Raw genomic sequence first — 21952 nt, forward strand, 5'->3', positions numbered from 1 at the left:
TTACGATGTCTCCTCATCACAACTGATTGCCAGCGCCCTATTCAAAGCCTGAGCTAAAGCGGTTTTATTCTCATCATCCTCCAATAAACTAAAATGATCACCCGGTATCGCAATCAGCTCAAGCGAAGTATCAGACATTATCTTCGCCCAACCCAACGACGGTTCCATGTTCACTGACTCCGGTTTTTCATCCGTCATAAAAGAAATAGCGGGGGAAGGTTCTACCGCATAGAACTGATGCAGCGTTATTGCTAATGCCGGCGGTTCATAATCCACAACTATTTGCGCGTAACGCTCGATCTGCCCCCAACGTTTTGCAATCACATCAGCACGCAGATTTGCCGGATATAATGCCAATTCTTGTGCTACCTCAATAAACTGCACAAAATTCAACTCATCAATTCGACGGTATAACTCCGCAATCTCTTCCGAATATTCCTCCTCCGACTGTCGAGCTAGTTCAATAAAGAACCGATATTTAGGTTGCATGATCTGTTCCCCTAAATAATGAGGCGCAGGCGCATCAATCAACCCCAGGAAATTGACCATTTCACCCGCATTCAAAAGCTGCTGGGCAATAGCATAAGCCAATATCCCACCGGAAGAGTAACCACATAGCCGATAAGGGCCTTCCGGTTGAACAGCCTTCATCAAGGTGATCATTCTCGCCGCCTGCTGCTCCATCGTTACCATCGGCTCTTCATTAATTGACGGCCAAGGCAACGCATAAATCGGATGGCCCGATGGGATATGTCGAGCCAACCCGAAGACATAGGAGTAATCACCCATGCCACTAGGAACAAAAAATAGCGGCAACCCTGTCCCATCCAGTCGCACCGATATAGCACTGTTTTGCGGTTGAGACAGCAAATCTGAGGTGATTTTCGCAGCCAGTTCAGCCAACACCGGGAATTGGAACACAGCATTCAATGTGCAAACCAAACCCCGACCGGCGGCAAGATTTATCATTCGCATGGCAAGCAGTGAATGCCCCCCCAACGTGAAGAAGTTATCATGCCGACTTATTTGCTCAACCCCTATCAACTCACACCAGATAGCCGCCAATGCAATTTCCGTTTCCCCTTGCGGCGCTTCATAAATCTGACGGACAAACGCTTCATTGTCCGGGGCCGGCAAGGCCCGACGATCCAATTTACCGTTCGAGGTCAGGGGAAACGCATCCAAACGCACAAAAGCTGACGGCACCATATAGTCAGGTAAAGTTACACTCAAGTAGGTACGCAGGTTATTGGCCAGCCCCTCATCCGCTGGCACCACGACATAGGCGACCAGCCGTTTGTCCTGTCCATCCCCCAGCGCCAGCACAGTTGCCTCACGCACCGCTGGGTGCTCTATCAGACGTGTCTCAATTTCCCCCGGTTCAATGCGGAAACCACGGATTTTAACCTGCTGGTCGTTGCGGCCCAGGAATTCCAGGTTGCCATCCAGCAGGTAACGAGCTAAATCCCCGGTACGGTACATACGAGCACCCGGTCGATCACTAAACGGATCTATCAGGAAACGTTCAGCCGTCAATTCTGGCCGATTCAGGTAGCCACGAGCGACAGCGACTCCTCCAATGTAAAGTTCACCCGTGACACCTATTGGGACAGGTTTCCCGTGGGTATCGAGAATGTAAATTTGGAGATTGGATATTGGGCGGCCAATCGGTACGTTATCGCCAAAACAGCCCGAGTGATTGATATCAAACACCGTACAACCCACGACGGTTTCGGTTGGGCCGTACTCGTTGATGATGCGTGATCCAGGCGATAATGTTCGCCAAAGTGCAATAGTGGAACTGGGCAGCGCCTCTCCACCCACGATAAAACAGTGAGCCGGGCATGTTCGTCCCATAGTTTTCAATTTCTGCCCTATTGCCGAAAGATGACCAGGCGTAATTTTAACCAAAGCGCCTGATTCCATTGACAACAATGCAGGGAGCAATTCAACCAGCTCCTGCCCGTCACCGAGCAAATGGATCTTGCCGCCGCACAGTAAAGGCAGGTAAAGGCTAGTAACCGTGGCATCAAAGGCTATCGATGATGAAACGATACTATCGAATTGCCTTTCAGTGAGGTAATCACTCCGCGCCCATAGCAGGTAGTTGCAGACACCACGATGTTCCAGCATCACGCCTTTCGGTGTCCCGGTCGAACCCGAGGTATAAATGACATACGCCAGATGTCGTGAAGTGAGTGCCGGTATCTGCGGGTTGTCGTCCCGCTGGCTGAACAATACATTCGGGTCAATTACCGTGAGCTCCGCCAGTGCCTGCTCACCCAATGCAGCGCGTCCGGCTTTATCCGCCAGCAAAATAACCGGAGCGGCATCAGTCAGAATATGCGCCAGACGCTCCCCAGTATAAACCGGGTCCAACGGCACATAAGCGCCACCGGCTTTCAGTATTGCCAATATTCCTACCACCATTGCCGATGAACGCGACACGCAAATCGCCACTCGTTGATCCGGCGCTACGCCCAGTTCAATTAGCTGATGAGCCAACCGGTTAGCACGGGCATTTAATTCCGCATAACTGAGGGTTTGTTCTTCATGCACTAATGCTAACGCACCCGGGGTTTGCTCCACCTGATGTTCAAACAATTGATGAATACACAATGCATCAGGATACGCGGTTTCCGTCGCGTTCCAGGTTTTCAGCAACAGTGTACGCTCCGCTTCCGGCAGAATATTCAACGTCCGTACCGGCGTTTCCGGGGTTTGTTCCAATGCCTCTGCCAAGCTCTCCAATGCCTGCTGCATATAGCCACATACCCGTTCCGGTTCAAACGGCTGGGCAACTTGAACGGTTATCCCCAAGGATTCGCCAAAATCCTCCACCGACAGCACTAACGGATAATTAGTTCGCTCCTGCATATCAAGGAATTCGATACCGTTTACAAGTTCATCCAACGTTGTCGAAGACACATTATGTCGATAGTTCAGCAAGCTGCTAAAGAGGGGGATCTCACCCTGCACACCACTGCAACGCTGGGCCAACGCCAGTGACGCATGTTCATGCTCTAATAATCCGGCCAACCGGGTATGGGCGGCCAGCACACTCTCCCGTACCGGCGTATCATCGATGTCCAGCCGCAGCGGCAAAGTATTGATAAACAGCCCCATGCCATTGTCGGCGCCTTCACCTGCCTGCATCCGTCCAAACAACACGGTACCGAACACCACTTGCTCCTGATCGCTGGTATGTGACAACACCTGTGCCCAAGCCAAATGACACAATGCCGCCAGACTGACCCCCAAACGCCGGGCCTGACCACGCAGGCGGTCATTCAGTTCAGGCGCCAGCATCCAGTAGGATTCCATCACCTGTGAACCATCACGATGCACCTCCGTCAATCCAAATGGCAGCGTAGGTTCGTCCACCTCCGCCAACATCTCGGTAAAGAAACGGGTGTGTTCCTCCTGACTCATTCCCAACCGGGCCTCAGCCACTAAATTACGGAAAGAGACTGGAGAAGTCAGACTCTCCTCCCGTTCAGTAAGATACGCCTGAACCTCACTGTTCATCACGTCCAGCGTGGTATGGTCGCCAATCAGGTGATGCAGCAATTGCAGTACCACCCAACGACCATCCGTCTCCTGCGCCACCACAAACCGTAACAATGGCGCTTGATCCAGTTCAAGACGATAATGACGGGGATTAAAGCGTTGAATCAGTTGTTCACAAATCGGCCCATCCGCCGGGTCTAGCGTCAATTCAGTGACTGATAAAGGCGCCTGACGCCAGACGACCTGAGCCGGCACAGACAACTCTTGCCAGACAAAAGCAGTACGCAGAATATCGTGACGATCAACAACTTGCTGTACCGCCGCCAGGTAACGATCTAGCAGAGTCCGATCAGCGAAGGCCATCTGCCCGGCTAACAAATAGGGATCGCCTTCGTTTGCCAGTAGGTGGTGGAACAAAATACCGTCCTGTAACGGCGACAGGGCATAGATATCCTGAATGTTGCTCACCCCGCCCGGCACCTGCCTGACGATGCGGTCAATGTCGGCCTGAGTCAAATCAATCAGCGGCAACATCGCCGGCGTCAGGGCTGTAGTTGCCGGAGTAATGACGTTAGGCGGCACTATCACAGCCTGGTGCTGTCCCAACGTTTGGGCCAGGTTTGACAGCACCGGCGATTGGAACAGATCACGCGCCGTTAGCGTCAATCCCAGATGACGCAGGCGTTCAACCATCCGTATCGCAAGCAACGAATGACCACCCAAGGCAAAAAAGCTGTCGTACCGGCTGACCTGCTCAATCCCCAGTAATTCACGCCAGATAGCCGCCAGCGCTATTTCTGTTTCTCCCTGAGGCGCAGCGTAAACTTGGTGCACAAAGGCTTCATCGTCCGGTTCCGGCAATGCTTGATGATCCAATTTACCGTTCGGCGTTAGCGGAAACGCATCCAGCCGTACAAAGGCCGCCGGCACCATATAGTCAGGCAAAATAGCACTTAGATGGGCACACAAGCTGCTTACCAGTCCGTCACGAGCTTCCGCCGCCACATAGGCCACCAGCCGTTTTTCCTGCCCTTCACCTCGTGCCAACACCGCCGCCTCACGCACCGTTGGGTACTCTGCTAACCGAGCCTCAATTTCCTCCGGTTCAATACGGAAACCACGGATTTTAACCTGCTGATCATTGCGGCCCAAGAATTCCAGATTGCCATCCGGTAGATAACGAGCCAAATCCCCGGTGCGGTACAGGCGAGCATCAGGGTTATCGCTGAACGGATCAATAAGGAAACGTTCAGCGGTCAATTCTGGCCGATTAAGATAACCACAGGCCACGCCATCTCCCCCGATATAAATCTCACCGACCACACCTAACGGTACCGGCTGACCATACGCATCCAACAGATAAACCCGCGTATTGGCTACCGGTCGACCGATAGGGACGCGAGCAGCTCCCGGCGCTAATTCAGTGATACGGTATGTTGCTGTAAAGGTGGTGCCTTCACTCGGTCCATAGCCATTTAATAGCTGTTGTGGCGAATTGGTGTTCAGTACCTGGCCGATAACATGGGGATCAAGGGCATCTCCGCCGACAATCAGCAGCTTGATTTGTGGCAGAACCGGAGACAGCTCCGTCGCTAACTGGTTAAACAATCCGACACTCAACCACAGAACAGTGATTCGCTGAACCTGTAGCTCTTGTACAAACGCCTGCGGCGTCAACAAAGTGTCATGATCGATAACCACTAACGCGCCACCATTGAGCAATGGCGCCCAGACTTCAAACGTACTGGCATCGAAAGCCGGATTAGCGGCAAAAGCCACCCGATCATCCGGTCCGATTTCAGCATAACCATTATTGATAACCAGCCGGACCACCGCACGATGCGGCACTAAAACCCCTTTAGGTGTCCCGGTAGAACCGGAGGTGTACATGATATACGCTAACTCGGTGCTGGAATGCGCTAAGTTAAGGTTAAAGCGATCTTCTTCTTCACAGCCCATGTCCGTCTCATCCGAGAGACGAAGCAGCGGCACAGCCAGGTTCACCGGAATATCCGCCCGTGTATCAGTGAGCAGCAATCTGGCGGAACAATCACTTATCAGCCAGTTTTTCCGCTCATCCGGTACACTAGGATCAATCGGCACGTAAACGGCACCAGCTTTAAGAATCGCTAATTGGGCTACCACCAGTTCCATCGAACGCGCTAGCAGGAGCGCAATATGATCACCAGGACAAACTCCTTGTTCGATCAATTGACGAGCCAGCCGGTTAGCACGGGTATTTAATTCGGCATAACTGAGCGTTTGCTCTTCATACATTAATGCTATCGCATTAGGCGTTTTCTCCACCTGCCGTTCAAACAATTGATGGATACATAACGCATCAGGATAGGCGGTTTCCGTGGCGTTCCAGGTTTCCAACAACAACCTACGCTCCGCCGCAGACAAGATATCAATTTCTCCAACCGGCTGTTGAGAGTCAGCCGCCATCGCTTGCAGCACTGTGTGCAGATATCCCACCTGTCGTTCCATTGTCTCTGGATCAAACAGGGCCGTGGCATAACTCAATGCGCCAACAATCCGGCCCTCCGCCTCTGACAAGCTCAGTTCAAGATCAAACTTGACAACATCAACGGCTTGATCGACCGGTGAAACTGCCAATCCCGGTAATCCCCATTCCGTGTTCTCATTGTTCTGCCAGACAAACATCACCTGGAATAACGGGGTATGCGCTAGTCGGCGTGGCGGTTGCACGATTTCCACCACCTGTTCAAACGGTAAATCCTGATGCTCTTGGGCCGCCAATGCGGTTTGCCGAACTCGCGCCAGTAATTCCGTCACCGTCAATTCATCCGATAAATCCATGCGCAACGCCAGCGTATTGACAAAGAAGCCAATCAACGGTTCTACTTCCTGACGACTACGGCCTGCACTCGGGGTGCCAATCACCACCTCTTCCTGACCTGACAAACGTGACAGAACCACTGACCAGGCTGACAACAACGTCATAAATAAGGTGGTACCGTGCTGTTCACTCAGGCGTTTAAGGGAGGTCGTTAACGCCACATCCAGATTAATCGGCACGGCCTGCCCGGCAAACGACTGCTCCGGCGGACGGAGCCGATCTGTCGGCAAATCCAGCAAGACCGGCGCATCAGCCAACATTGCATGCCAATAGTCAGATTGAACCTGAATACGTTCAGCCGACAACCACTGACGCTGCCAGGCGGCGTAATCCGGGTATTGAATCGCCAACGGCGGCAACGGATCTGATTGTCCGTCCATAAACGCCGTATAGAGTGTGTTCAGTTCCTGTATCAGCACATTGGCAGACCAGCCATCGGAAATAATGTGATGCAAAGTCAGCAAAAACTGATATTCGTCATCGGTGATCCGGATGAAAGCAGCACGGATAAGTGGGCCGCTTTCAAGATCAAATGACGCATGGGCTTCCTCCACGCTCAGACGCTCAAGAACAACATCAGCATCTGGTATCCCACGCAGGTCATATTGAGATAACAGTAAGCCGCTATCCGGCTCCAACAACCGCACTTGTGGCTGACCATCTACAGAAACAAAGACAGAACGTAATGCTTCATGACGGGCAAATAAGGTATCCAGCGCCTTTTGCCACGCCATAATATCCAACTGTCCAGATAAACGCAGGGCCATTGGGATATGATACGTTTCGCTGACACCCTCAAGCTGGGCCAAAAACCACAAGCGCTGTTGAGCAAATGACAACGGTAACGCCCCATCACGGGATATCGGCAAGATATTATCCGGTTGACCTGGCCGAGCCTGCATAACCTCAGCAAACGCTCTTAACGAAGGAGACTTAAATAGGGCCGTTAGCGGCAGCTCAATACCCAAAGCGGCTACCCGGTTCATCACCCGCACCGCCAACAATGAGTGACCGCCCAAGGCAAAGAAATTGTCATACCGGCTGATCTGTTCAATCCCAAGGACCTCACGCCAAATCGCCGCCAGAGCCATTTCCATTTCTCCCCGTGGCGCTTGGTAAACCTGACGGGCAATGGCTTCACCGTCCGGCGCTGGCAACGCTTGACGATCCAATTTACCGTTCGGCGTCAATGGTAGTGCATCCAGCCGCACAAAGGCCGTCGGAACCATGTAATCCAGCAAAATAGCTTGCAGGTAAGCACGCAGGCTAGTCACCAACCCTTCATGGGCTTCGGCCGCCACATAAGCCACCAGCCGTTTTTCCTGCCCTTCCCCTTGTGCCAATACCACAGATTCACTCACCGCCGGGTGTTCCACCAACCGGGCCTCAATCTCTCCCGGTTCAATGCGAAAACCGCGAATTTTAACCTGCTGGTCGTTACGACCCAGAAATTCCAGATTACCGTCCGGCAAATAACGGGCTAAATCCCCGGTGCGGTACATCCGGGCATCCGGCACACTACTAAACGGATCAATAAGGAAACGTTCCGCTGTCAAGTCTGGGCGATTGAGGTAGCCACGCGCCACTCCCGCGCCCCCAATATAAATTTCTCCCACCACGCCCAACGGCGCCGGTTGACCATACTCATCCAGCAAGTAAAGGCCGGTGTTGGCTATCGGACGCCCGATACTTTCAATAATCCGGTCACCCCGCTGTATCGGTAACCAGGCAGAATAGGTTGTCGTTTCAGAAGGCCCATAGAGATTGCATAACCGCTCTATTTGTGTTTCCTGGAAAATCTGTTTAATTAAAGCGCCTTTAAGCGGCTCTCCCGCCAGATTGACAGTATGAACCGACGCCATCAGTGCCCGAGCCTGCAATAACGGTTTCATCGCAGACGGGACTGAGTTGATCAAGGTCACCGGCAGGGCATGCTGCATCAATGACAGCGCATCTTCCACCAGATAAATCGCCGCGCCACGGGACAACGGCATAAAACATTCAAAAATGGACAGGTCGAAATTCATCGACGTTGAGAAAAGCACCTCGCGGATCGCTTCCGTTTCAAAAGCCTGCTGCGCCCAGTGCAGGAAGTTAACCGTATTGCGGTGCTCAATCATCACCCCTTTGGGTACTCCCGTGGAACCGGAGGTATAAATCACATAGGCCAGATGCCGCGAAGTCAACGCAGGTACCTGTGGGTTACTGTCCGGCTGTTCAGGCAAGGTATTCGGGTCCAGCACCACGAGTCCGGTCAGCGCTTCCTCGCCCAATGCAGACCAGCCTGCCTTATCCGCCAGCACCACGGTAGGGGCAGCATCGGTCAAAATATGCGCCAGCCGCCCGCCAGGATAAGTCGGGTCTAGCGGCACATAAGCCCCGCCCGCTTTCATTACCGCCAGCAATCCCACCACCATCGCCGGTGAACGTGACACGCAAATCGCCACTCGCTGGTCAGGGACAACACCGAGTGCAATAAGCTGATGAGCCAGCCGGTTAGCGTGGGCATTTAATTCGGCATAACTGAAGGTCTGCTCTTCATACACTAACGCTGTCGCGTCAGGAGTTTGCTCTACCTGTTGTTCAAACAGTTGATGAACACATAACGTCTCAGGATAAGCGCTTTCCGTCGCGTTCCAAGTTTCCAGCAACAGCGTACGTTCCGCTTTCGGCAAGATTTCCAATGCCCTAACAGGCATGTCCGGCACTTGCTCAAGCGCATCCACCAGACTTTCCAGTGCTCGTTGCATATAACCGCATAGACTTTCCGGATCAAGCGGCTGCACGACCTGCGCCGTCAGCCCCAAGGATTCGCCAAAATCTTCCACCGACAGCATTAACGGATAGTTGGTCCGCTCCTGTCCACCGATAAATTCAATACCGCTGATGATGTCATCCGACGCTGCCAGCAAGGTATTGTGCCGATAGTTCAGCAAGCTATTAAAGAGAGGGATCTCACCCTGCACGCCGCTGCAACGCTGAGCCAATGCCAGTGACGCGTGCTCATGTTCTAATAATCCGGCAAGTCGAGCATGGGCAGCCTGCACGCTGCTCCGTACTGGGGTCTCATCGATATCCAGCCGCAACGGCAAGGTATTAATAAATAGCCCCATACTGTTGTCTGCCCCTTCCCCTGCCTGCATACGCCCAAACAACACCGTGCCAAACACGACATTCTTCTGACCACTGGTACGCGCCAACACCTGCGCCCAAGCCAGATGACACAAGGCCGCCAGACTGACACCCAGATGTCTCGCCTGATGGCGCAAACGGTCATTTAACCCGGCTGGCAACATCCGGTGAACTTCCGTCACCTGCGAACCATCACAATGCACTTCCGTCAAACCAAACGGCAGAGTCGGTTCATCGACCTCCGCCAGCATGTCGGTAAAGAAACGGCTGTACTCTTCCTGACTCACGCCCAACCGGACCTGAGCCACCAGATTGCGGAAAGGTGTCGGCACAGGCAGGCTCTCTTCCTGACCTGTCAGATACGCCTGCACTTCACGGTGCATCACTTCCAGCGCTTCATGGTCGCCGATTAAGTGATGATGCAATTCCAGTAACAACCAACGACCATCAGTGTCCTGAGCGATGACAAAACGCAACAGCGGTGCTTCGCTCAGGTCGAGACGATGATGACGCGGATCAAAACGCCGGGTTAACTGCTCACTGATCGGGCCGTCAGCCGGATTTAATGTCAGCTCCGTCACTGACAATGGGGCCTGACGCCAGACCACCTGCGCCGGCACTGATAATCCTTGCCAGAGGAAAGCGGTTCGCAGAATATCGTGCCGATCAATTATCCATTGAACCGCCGCCAGATAACGATCTAACAGCGCTCGGTCAGCAAAAGCCATTTGCCCCGTCAACAAATACGGATCACCTTCATTTGCCAACAGATGGTGGAACAAAATGCCATCCTGCAACGGCGATAGCGCATAGATATCCTGAATATTGGCGATCCCGCTCGGCACCTGCCCGATGATGTGGTCAATGTCAGCTTGGGTCAAATCAATCAGCGGCAACATCGCCGGCGTCAGCGCCGTGGTATCCGGTGTAATACGGTTGTCAGGCACCTGAATTTCATTATGCTGAACCAGAGACTGCGCCAAAATACAGAGTGTTGGATGCTGGAATAACGTTTTTACCGATACACTCAGACCAATATGCCGCAATCGTTCAATCATGCGCACAGCAAGCAGAGAATGACCACCCAACGAAAAGAAGCTGTCATGCCGGCTAATCTGTTCAATGCCCAGCAACTCACACCAGACAGCCGCCAGCATCGTTTCTATCCTCCCTTGCGGGGCTTCATAGATCTGACGGGCAAACGCCTCTTCCCCCAGCGCCGGCAACGCCCGACGATCCAACTTGCCATTTGGGGTCTGCGGTAAAGTCTCCAGCCGCACAAAGGCTGCCGGGACCATATAGTCAGGTAAAACTGCACTCAAATATTCACGCAAACGGGTTGCCAACCCTTCATTCGCTTCTGCCGCCACATAGGCTACCAGCCGTTTGCTCTGCTCATCTTCCCATACCAGCACTGCCGCCTCTTGCACCGCCGGGTGTTCTTCCAGCCGGGTTTCAATTTCCCCTAGCTCAACCCGGAAGCCGCGAATTTTGACCTGCTGGTCGTTACGACCCAGAAACTCCAAGTTGCCATCCGGCAAATAGCGGGCCAAATCCCCAGTAACATACATCCGTGCGCCGGGTACTGAACTAAAAGGATCTGGTATAAAACGTTCCGCGCTCAATTCTGGCAGGTTAAGGTAGCCTCGTGCCACACCCACGCCGCCAATATACATTTCGCCAACGCCGCCTAACGGGACTAACTGACCGTATTTATCCAACAGGTAAACGCGGGTATTTTTAAGCGGTCGGCCGATAGAGCAATCATCGGCTGGGGATAAAACCTCCTTACAAGTCGCCGTTACGGTATTTTCCGTCGGCCCATAGGCGTTCAACAGTCGGGGCCGGTGGACTTCCCGCACAAACCAATCCTGAATAGCGCTCTTTTTGACCGCCTCACCACCAATGATAATGAGTCGGAGACAATCCGGTAGCGGTAATGCATTATTGTCTCTGGCAATCAGTTCAGACCAGAATAACGCTGGCAGAGACATCACTGTGATACGGTGCTGCCAGGCTAAGCCAATAAACGCCGACATCGACGCCAGCCAACTGTCATCACGCATGACCAACGTGGCACCATTGCATAATGTCGAGAAACATTCCTCCACTGAAACGTCAAATGCAAAAGAAGCAAATTGCAACAGCCGATCTTGCGCCGTCACCGCATAGGTCTCATTAAAGCCCAAATGACGCTGATACACCGCCTGATGTTCCACCATCACCCCTTTCGGCTGCCCGGTTGAGCCGGAGGTATAGATGATGTAAATCAGGTGTTGTGGCGTCAACGCAGCTACCTGCGGATTGTGGTCCGACTGGTCTGGCAAGGTATTCGGATCAAATACCGTCAGCCTGCTCAACGCCTCATCACCTAATGCCGCCCGTCCAGTCGCATCAGCCAACACCACTGACGGCGTTGTATCATTCAGGATATACGCCAAACGTTCTAACGGATAGGTTGGGTCCAGCGGCACATAGGCACCACCGGCTTTCAATACCGCCAACAGCGCTACCACCATGACCGGTGAACGCGACACACAAATCGCCACCGGCTGGTCAGGTACGACACCCAATGCGATAAGCTGATGGGCCAACCGGTTAGCGCGAGCATTTAATTCGGCATAACTGAGGGTTTGCTGTTGATATACCAATGCCGTGGCTTCCGGGGTTTTCTCCACCTGTTGTTCAAACAGTTGGTGAATGCATAACGCCTCAGGATAGGCGGTTTCCGCTGCGTTCCAAGTTTCCAGCAATAGCTTGCGCTCCGCCGAGGCCAAGATATCAATTTCCCCGATCGGCTGTTGGGGGTTAACCACCATCGCTTGCAGCACCGCATGCAGATATCCCACCTGCCGTTCCATTGTCGCGGGATTAAACAGGGTAGTGGCATAACTCAATGCCCCTATAATCCTGCCCTCCTCCTCTAACAAGCCTAGTTCAAGATCAAACTTGACAATATCAAAGGGTTGATAGACCGGTGAGACTGCCAGCCCCGGTAATCCCCATTCTGAGTTCTCATTGTTCTGCCAGGCAAACATCACTTGGAACAATGGGGTATGCGCCAACCGACGCGGCGGTTGCACGATTTCTACCACCTGTTCAAACGGTAAATCCTGATGCTCCTGCGCCGTCAATGCGGTTTGCCGGACTCGCGCCAGCAACTCACTCACCGTCAGTTCACCCGATAAATCCATGCGCAACGCCAACGTATTGACAAAGAAGCCAATCAACGGCTCCACTTCCTGACGACCACGGCCCGCACTCGGCGTGCCAATCACCACATCGTCCTGACCTGACAAACGTGACAGAACCACTGCCCAAGCTGACAACAGCGTCATGAATAAGGTGACGCCCTGCTGCTCACTCAGGCGCTTAAGGGCTGCCGTTAATTCCACGCCTAAGTTAACCGGCACGGCATCTCCGGCAAACGACTGCTCCGGCGGACGAGGTCGATCTGTCGGCAGATCCAACAGAACCGGCGCGTCAGCCAACATTGCACGCCAATAGTCGGATTGAACCTGAACCCGTTCAGCCGACAACCACTGACGCTGCCAGGCGGCATAATCCGGGTATTGAATCGCCAATGGCGGCAACGAAGCCGGTTGCCCGGCTATAAACGCGGTATAGAGCGCGTTCAGTTCCTGCATCAATATATTGGCAGACCAGCCATCGGAAATAATGTGATGCAAAGTCAGCAAAAATTGATATTCGTCATCGGTGAGCCGGATGAGAGCAGCACGGATAAGCGGGCCACTTTCGAGGTCAAATGACGCGTGGGCCTCCTCTGTACTCAGACGCTCAAGGACCTCATCAGCATCCGGAACGCCGCGCAGGTCATATTGAGATAACAGTAAGCCGCTATCCGGCTCCAACAGCCGCACTTGTGGCTGACCATCAATAGAGACAAAGACAGAACGCAATGCTTCATGACGGGCAAACAAGGTATCCAGCGCCTTTTGCCAAGCCGCGATATCCAGTTGACCAGATAAGCGCAGGGCCATCGGGATATGATAAGTTTCACTGACGCCCTCAAGCTGCGTCAGGAACCACAGGCGCTGTTGAGCAAACGACAACGGTAATTCCCCTTTTCGGGATATCGGCAGGATGGACGGCAAGAGCGTGTCCGACTGACCCATCCGAGCCTGCATGATCTCAGCAAAATCCCTTAATGATGGGGATTTAAACAGGGTAGTCAGCGGCAGTTCAATCCCTAAAGCGGTTACCCGATTCATCACTCGCATTGCCAGTAACGAGTGACCGCCCAAGGCAAAGAAATTGTCATGTCGGCTGATCTGTTCAACCCCCAAAACTTCACGCCAAATCGCCGCCAGCACCATTTCCGTTTCCCCTTGTGGCGCTTCATAAACTTGACGAGCAACAGCTTCACTGTCCGGTGCCGGTAACGCCCGACGATCCAGCTTACCATTCGGCAGTAATGGGAATGCATCCAGCCGCACAAAAGCCGCCGGCACCATATAACCCGGCAATAGGGCGCTCAAATGAGTACGCAGACTATTCACCAACTCGTCATTTGCCTGCGCTTCTACATAGGCAACCAACCGTTTATCCTGCCCATCATCCAGAGCGAGTACCAATGCGCCGCGTACCTCCGGGTGTTCTGTCAGTCGGGCTTCAATTTCCCCCGGTTCAATACGGAAGCCGCGGATTTTAACTTGCTGGTCATTACGGCCAACAAATACCAGATTGCCGTTTGGCAAGTAACGGACCAAATCCCCGGTTCGATACATCCGCGCATCAGGTCTATCGCTAAACGGATCAGGCAGGAAACGCTCAGCCGTCAATTCCGGCCGGTTCAGGTAGCCACGGGCGACGGCGATTCCCCCAATATAAAGCTCACCAGTGACACCGATTGGAACAGGTTCCCCTCGGGTATCGAGAATATAGATTTGGGTATTGGATATTGGCCGACCAATCGGTACGTTATCAACAAAACGGCTCGGGTGATTAGTATCAAACACAGTACAACCCACGACGGTTTCGGTTGGGCCATACTCGTTAATGATGCGTGATCCAGACGATAATGTTCGCCAGAGTGCAACCGTGGAACCGGGTAGCGCCTCTCCGCCCACGATAAAGCAGTGCGCAGGGCATTCTTGTCCCGCTGTTTTTAATTCCTGACCCATTGCTGAAAGATGGCTAGGGGTAATTTTAACCAGAGCACCCGATTCCATTGACAGCAACGCAGGGAGCAGTTCAACCAGCTCCTGCCCGTCACGGATCAAGCGGATCTTGCCGCCACACAGTAAAGGCAGGTAAAGACTGGTGACGGTGGCATCAAAGGCTAGCGGTGACGAAACGATACTATCGAATTGCCTTTCTGTGAGGTAATCACTCAGCGCCCATCGCAGGTAGTTGCAGACCCCTCGATGTTCCAACATCACCCCTTTCGGTGTCCCCGTCGAACCCGAGGTATAAATGATATACGCCAGATGTCGTGAGGTTAATTCAGGTAGTTGCGGGTTGTAGTCCGGCTGGTTAAGCCGCGCATTTGGGTCAAGTACGGTGAGTTCTGCCAATGCCAGCTCACCCAACGCAGCGCGTCCGGCTTTATCCGCCAGCAAAATAGTTGGCGCGGCATCAGTCAGAACATACGCCAGACGCTCCGCCGGATAGGTTGGGTCCAGCGGTACATAAGCTCCCCCCGCTTTCAATACGGCCAACACTCCCACCACCATTGCCGGTGAGCGTGCCACGCAAATTACTACCCGCTGATCGGGGACGACACCCAATGCAATCAATTGGTGAGCCAGCCGGTTAGCTCGGGCATTCAGTTCCTCATAACTGAGGGTCTGTTCTTCATAAACCAGTGCCGTGGCATCAGGATTTTTCTCTGCCTGACACTCGAATAACTGATGAACGCATAACTGCTCAGGATAGACGGTTTCAGTCTCGTTCCACGTTTCCAGCAACAGCCTCCGTTCCGTTTCAGGCAGAATATTCAGTATCCGTACCGGCGTTTCCGGCACCTGTTCAAGCACCTCTACCAAACTTTCCAATGCCTGCTGCATATAACCGCATAGTCTCTCCGGCTCAAATGGCTGCACGACCTGAGCAGTCAATCCCAAAGTAGAACCACCATCCTCCACCGACAGCACAAACGGATAGTTAGTGCGCTCTTGCCCTCCCAAGAACTCAATGCCCTGCACGGCCTCATGCGGGGCCATCGGGTTCGCATTATGCCGGTAGTTCAACAGGGTACTAAAGAGCGGAATATCACCCTGTACACGACTGCAACGCTGGGCCAATACCAGCGACGCATGCTCATGCACCAGCAATCCAGCCAGCCGGATATGTGTTGTCTGTACGCTGTCTCGTACCGGGGTATCATCGATATCCAGCCGCAGCGGCAAGGTATTAATAAACAGCCCCATACCACTGTCGGCACCGTCTCCCGCCTGCATACGTCCAAACAGTACAGTGCCGAACACGACTTTCTTCTGACCACTCGTATGCGACAACACCTGAGCCCAAGCTAAATGACACAACGCCGCCAGACTGACGCCCAAATGTCTCGCCTGATGACGCAAACGGTCATTTAACTCGGCCGGCAACGTCCGATGGGATTCGACCACCAGCGAGCCATCACGATGCACTTCCGTCAGCCCAAACGGCAGGGTCGGTTCATCGACCTCCGCCAGCATGTCAGTAAAGAAGCGAGAGTGTTCTTCCTGACTCACCCCCAGCCGGACCTGGGCCACCAGATTGCGGAAAGGCGTCGGCGTAGGCAAGTTGTCCTCTTGATCCGTCAGATAGGCTTGGACTTCGCGGTGCATCACTTCCATCGTTTCATGGTCGCCGATCAAGTGATGCTGCAATCCCAGCAACACCCAACGACCATCCGTTTCCTGAGCGATGACAAAGTGCAGCAATGGTGCTTGTCTCAAATCGAGACGATGCCGACGCGGATCAAAACGCCGGGTTAACTGCTCACTGACCGGACCGTCAGCCGGATCCAGAACCAGTTCAGTCACTGATAATGGGGCCTGACGCCAGACCACCTGAACCGGAACTGACAATCCTTGCCAAATAAAGGCAGTACGTAAAATATCGTGTCGATCAATGGCCCGTTGAACCGCTGCCAGATAACGATCCAACAGCAGCCGGTCAGCAAAAGCCATCTGACCGGCTAACAAATAGGGATCACCTTCATTCGCCAGTAAATGGTGGAATAAAATGCCATCCTGCAACGGCGATAGCGCGTAGATATCCTGAATATTTTTGAGCCCGCCCGGTATTTGCTCAACGATAAGGTCAATCTCAGTTTGAGTCAGATCAATTAACGGCAGCAGATCCGGTGTCAACGCCACCGTATCCGGTGTAATACGGTTTTCAGGCACCGGGATTTCATTATGCTCAGCCAGAGACTGCGCCAGAACACGAAGTGTTGGATTCTGGAATAGCGTTTGTACCGATATCCCCAGACCGATACGCCGCAATCGTTCAATCATCCGTACAACGAGCAATGAATGGCCGCCCAGCGCAAAGAAGTTGTCATGTCGGCTAATCTGCTCAATGCCTAGCAACTCACGCCAGACAGCCGCCAGCATCGTTTCTATCTTCCCTTGCGGGGCTTCATAGACCTGACGAGCAAACGCTTCCTCTCCCGGTGCTGGCAATGCCCGGCGGTCCAGCTTACCATTCGGGGTCTGCGGGAAAGCATCCAGACGCACAAAAGCTGCCGGTATCATATAGCCAGGCAAAATAGCACTCAAATGGATACGTAAGCTATTAACCAATTCATCATCTGCTTCCGCCGCCACATAGGCCACCAGCCGTTGGCCCTGCCCGTCATCCAGCGCCAATACCAGCGCTTCGCGTACCGCAGGATACTCTGTCAGCCGAGCTTCAATCTCCCCCGGTTCAATTCGGAAGCCACGGATTTTAACCTGCTGGTCATTACGACCAACAAATACCAGATTGCCATTTGGCCAGTAACGGACCAAATCCCCGGTTCGATACATCCGCGCATCAGGTCTATCACTAAACGGGTCAGGCAAGAAACGCTCAGTCGTTAATTCTGGCCGGTTCAGGTAGCCACGGGCAACGGCGATTCCCCCAATATAAAGCTCACCAGTAACACCCATTGGAACAGGTTCCCCACGAGCATCAAGAATATAGATTTGGGTATTGGATATTGGCCGACCAATCGGTACGTTATCAACAAAACGGCTCGAGTGATTGGTATCGAACACAGTACAACCCACGACGGTTTCAGTTGGGCCATACTCGTTAATGATGCGTGATCTAGGCGATAATGTTCGCCAGAGTGCAACAGTAGAACCGGGTAAAGCCTCTCCGCCCACGATAAAGCAGTGCGCAGGGCATTCTTGTCCCGCTGTTTTTAATTCCTGACCCATTGCTGAAAGGTGGCTAGGGGTAATTTTAACCAGAGCACCCGATTCCATTGACAGCAACGCGGGGAGCAGTTCAACCAGCTCCTGCCCGTCACGGAGCAAGCGGATCTTGCCACCACACAGTAAGGGCAGGTAAAGACTGGTGACGGTGGCATCAAAGGCTAGCGGTGACGAAACGATACTATCGAATTGCCTTTCAGTCAGGTAATCACTCAACGCCCATAGCAGATAGTTGCAGACACCCCGATGTTCCAGCATCACCCCTTTCGGTGTCCCCGTCGAACCCGAGGTATAAATGACATACGCCAGATGTCGTGAGGTTAATTCCGGTATTTGCGGGTTGTAGTCCGGCAGGTCAAGCCGTGCATCTGGGTCAAGTACAGTGAGTTCTGCCAGTACCTGCTTACCCAACGCAGCACGTCCGGCCTTATCCGCCAGCAAAATAGCTGGCGCGGCATCAGTCAGAACATACGCCAGACGCTCCCCCGGATAGGTTGGGTCCAGCGGTACATAAGCTCCCCCGGCTTTCAATACTGCCAACAATCCCACTACCATTGCCAGCGAACGTGACACACAAATCGCCACTGGCTGATCGGGTACGACACCCAGTGCGATAAGCTGATGGGCCAACCGGTTAGCGCGGGTATTTAATTCGGCATAACTGAGAGTTTGATCTTCATACACTAATGCTATCGCATCAGGAGTTTGCTCTACCTGTTGTTCAAACAACTGATGAATACACAGTGCCTCAGGATACGCGGTTTCCGTTGCGTTCCAGGTTTTTAACAGCAACGTACTCTCCGTTTCCGGCAGAATTTTCAATTGACGTACCGGAGTTTTCGAGGCCTGTTCCAATGCTTCTACCAGACTCTCCAGTGCCTGCTGCATATAGCTACATATCCGTTCTGGCTCCAACGGCTGGACAACCTGAGCAGTCAATCCCAGTGATTCGCCAAAATCCTCCACCGACAGCACTAACGGGTAGTTAGTTCTCTCCTGTCCACCAAGAAACTCAATACCGTCTATCTGTCCATTTGACGTTGCCGATAAGGCATTATGTCGATAGTTCAGCAAGCTGCTAAAGAGCGGGATCTCGCCCTGTACACCACTGCAACGCTGGGCCAGCGCTAGTGAAGCATGTTCATGTTCTAATAATCCGGCTAGTCGGGTATGGGCAGCCTGCACACTGTCCCGTACCGGCGTATCATCGATGTCCAGCCGTAACGGCAAGGTATTGATAAACAGCCCCATGCCATTGTCGGTACCCCCTCCTGCCGCCATACGCCCAAACAGCACCGTGCCGAACACCACTTGCTCCTGATCGCTGGTATGCGACAACACCTGAGCCCAAGCCAAATGACACAACGCCGCCAGACTGACGCCCAAACGACGAGCCTGACCGCGCAAACGGTCATTCAGTTCAGGCGCCAGCATCCGGTGGAATTCCGCCACTTGCGAACCATCACGATGCACTTCCGCCAAACCAAACGGCAACGTTGGTTCATCTACCTCCGCCAACATTTCGCTAAAGAAGCGAATATGTTCCGTCTGACTGATACCCAACCGAGCCTGTGCGACCAAATTGCGGAAAGGTGTTGGCACAGGCAGGTTCTCCTCCTGTCCGTCCAGATAAACCTGAACTTCACGGTTCATCACGTCCAGTGTGGTATGGTCGCCAATCAAATGATGCAGCAATTGCAGTACCATCCAACGACCATCATCCTGTGCCACCACAAACCGCAACAACGGCGCTTGATTCAGATCAAGACGATAATGACGCGGATTAAAACGTTGAGTCAGTTGTTCACAAATTGGCCCATCCGCCGGGTCCAGCGTCAATTCAGTGATCGATAAAGGCGCCTGACGCCAGACCACCTGAACCGGCACAGATAATCCTTGCCAAATAAAGGCGGTACGCAGGATATCGTGACGTTCAACCACCTGTTGCACTGCCGCTAAATAACGGTCTAACAAAGAGCGATCAGCAAAGACCATCTGACTGACCACTAGATACGGATCGCCTTCGTTTGCCAGTAAGTGGTGGAACAAAATACCGTCCTGCAACGGCGACAGGGCATAGATATCCTGAATATTGGTTATTCCATCCGGCACTTGCTCGACGAGGCAGTCAATGTCAGCCTGAGTCAGATCTATCAGCGGCAACATCCCCGGAGTAAGTGTCGTCGTCGCTGGCGTAATCACATTCGGCGGCACCACCACAGCCCGGTGCTGTCCCAACGTTTGCGCCAGTTCAGACAACACCGGAGACTGAAATAGATCACGGACCGCCAGTGTCAGCCCCAGATGACGCAAACGTTCAATCATCCGTACCGCTAGCAGAGAATGACCACCCAGTGCGAAGAAACTATCGTGCCGACTGACCTGTTCAATATCTAACAACTCACACCAAATGGCCGCTAATGCAATTTCCGTTTCCCCTTGCGGTGCCGCATAAACCTGACGAGCAAAAGCTTCACCATCCGGTGCCGGCAAGGCTCGACGATCCAATTTACCGTTCGGCGTTAATGGAAACGCATCCAGCCGCACAAAGGCTGTTGGCACCATATAATCCGGTAAAATGGCGCTCAAATGGGTACGCAGGCTATTCGCCAGCCCATCATCCGCCGGCGCCACGACATAAGCAACCAGACGCTTATCTTGCCCTTGCCCCAATGCCAACACCACCGATTCACTCACTGCCGGGTGTTCCAGCAGTCGGGCCTCAATTTCCCCCGGTTCAATGCGGAAACCGCGGATTTTAACTTGTTGGTCGTTGCGACCCACAAACACTAAATCCCCCTCCGGCAGGTAACGGGCCAAATCTCCGGTACGGTACATGCGGGCACCCGATTGATCACTAAACGGATCAATCAGGAAACGTTCCGCCGTCAGTTCAGAGCGATTCAGATAACCTCGTGCTACACCGGCCCCCCCAACATACAACTCTCCTATTGTCCCCAACGGCACCGGCTGACCGTATTTATCCAACAGATAGAGAGTTAAATCTGGAATACGTGCACCAATAGGGCTGGTTATCTGTTCCACATCATGTGGATTCAGCTCCCGATAAGTCACATGAACCGTTGTCTCCGTGATGCCGTACATATTCACTAACCTTGGTGACGTCTCTTCACGCAGGTGATACCACGGTCGCAACATACCCGGATCGAGGGCTTCTCCCCCAAAGATGATATAACGCAACTGGTCTGACAATGGGTTGTCAACATAACTGGCAATAAAGGCTTTGAAAGCGCTCGGCGTCTGATTCAATACGGTGATACCGTGCTGACACACGAATTGATGTAGCTCTTGAGGGGAGCGAGCGATCGCGTGCGGCACCAGAACCAGTTTAGCGCCATAGCGTAACGCTCCCCATAATTCCCATACCGAGAAGTCAAACGCGATGGAATGGAACAGACACCAAACATCTTGCCGGGTAAAGTGATACCAGGATTCCGTCGCGTCAAACAAACGCTGGATATTACGATGCTCGACCATCACCCCCTTCGGCGTCCCGGTCGAACCCGAGGTATAAATTATATAAGCCAGATGCTGTGCGGTTAATGCCGGTACCTGTGGGTTACCATCCGGCTGATCAGGCAAAATATTAGGATCGAGCACAGTTAGCGCAGCAAGCGTCTTTTCATCCAGCGCACTACGTCCGGTATCATCCGCCAGCACAATAATCGGAGCGGCATCAGTCAGAATATGTGCCAAACGCTCCCCGGTATAAACCGGGTCCAACGGCACATAGGCACCACCGGCTTTCAGTATTGCCAATACTCCTACCACCATTGCCGGTGAGCGCGACACACAAATCGCTACTGGCTGATCGGGTACAACGCCCAGTGCGATAAGCTGATGGGCCAACTGGTTAGCACGGGTATTTAATTCGGCATAACTGAGGGTCTGCTCTTCATACACTAATGCTATCGCGTCAGGGGTTTGCTCTACCTGTTGTTCAAACAATTGATGAATACACAATGTCTCAGGATAGGCGGTTTCCGTGGCATTCCAAGTTTCCAGCAACAACCTGCGCTCCGCAGGGGACAAGATATCAATTTCTCCGATG

At 53.0% G+C, this 21952-nt stretch carries 1 protein-coding gene (running past one end of the window); it reads right to left on the bottom strand.

The genetic code is table 11. From position 1 onward, the window contains the following. Positions 1–21952, bottom strand: the 3' portion of a protein-coding gene (locus LG003_RS11180) for a non-ribosomal peptide synthase/polyketide synthase (RefSeq protein ID WP_262980735.1). The gene runs 14447 nt beyond the window's last position; 21952 of the gene's 36399 nt are visible here — the last part of the coding sequence; its start codon lies beyond the right edge, outside the window — the gene reads right to left on this strand; its stop codon occupies positions 1–3.

Source organism: Photorhabdus kleinii, from assembly GCF_025384885.1.
GTDB lineage: Bacteria > Pseudomonadota > Gammaproteobacteria > Enterobacterales > Enterobacteriaceae > Photorhabdus > Photorhabdus kayaii.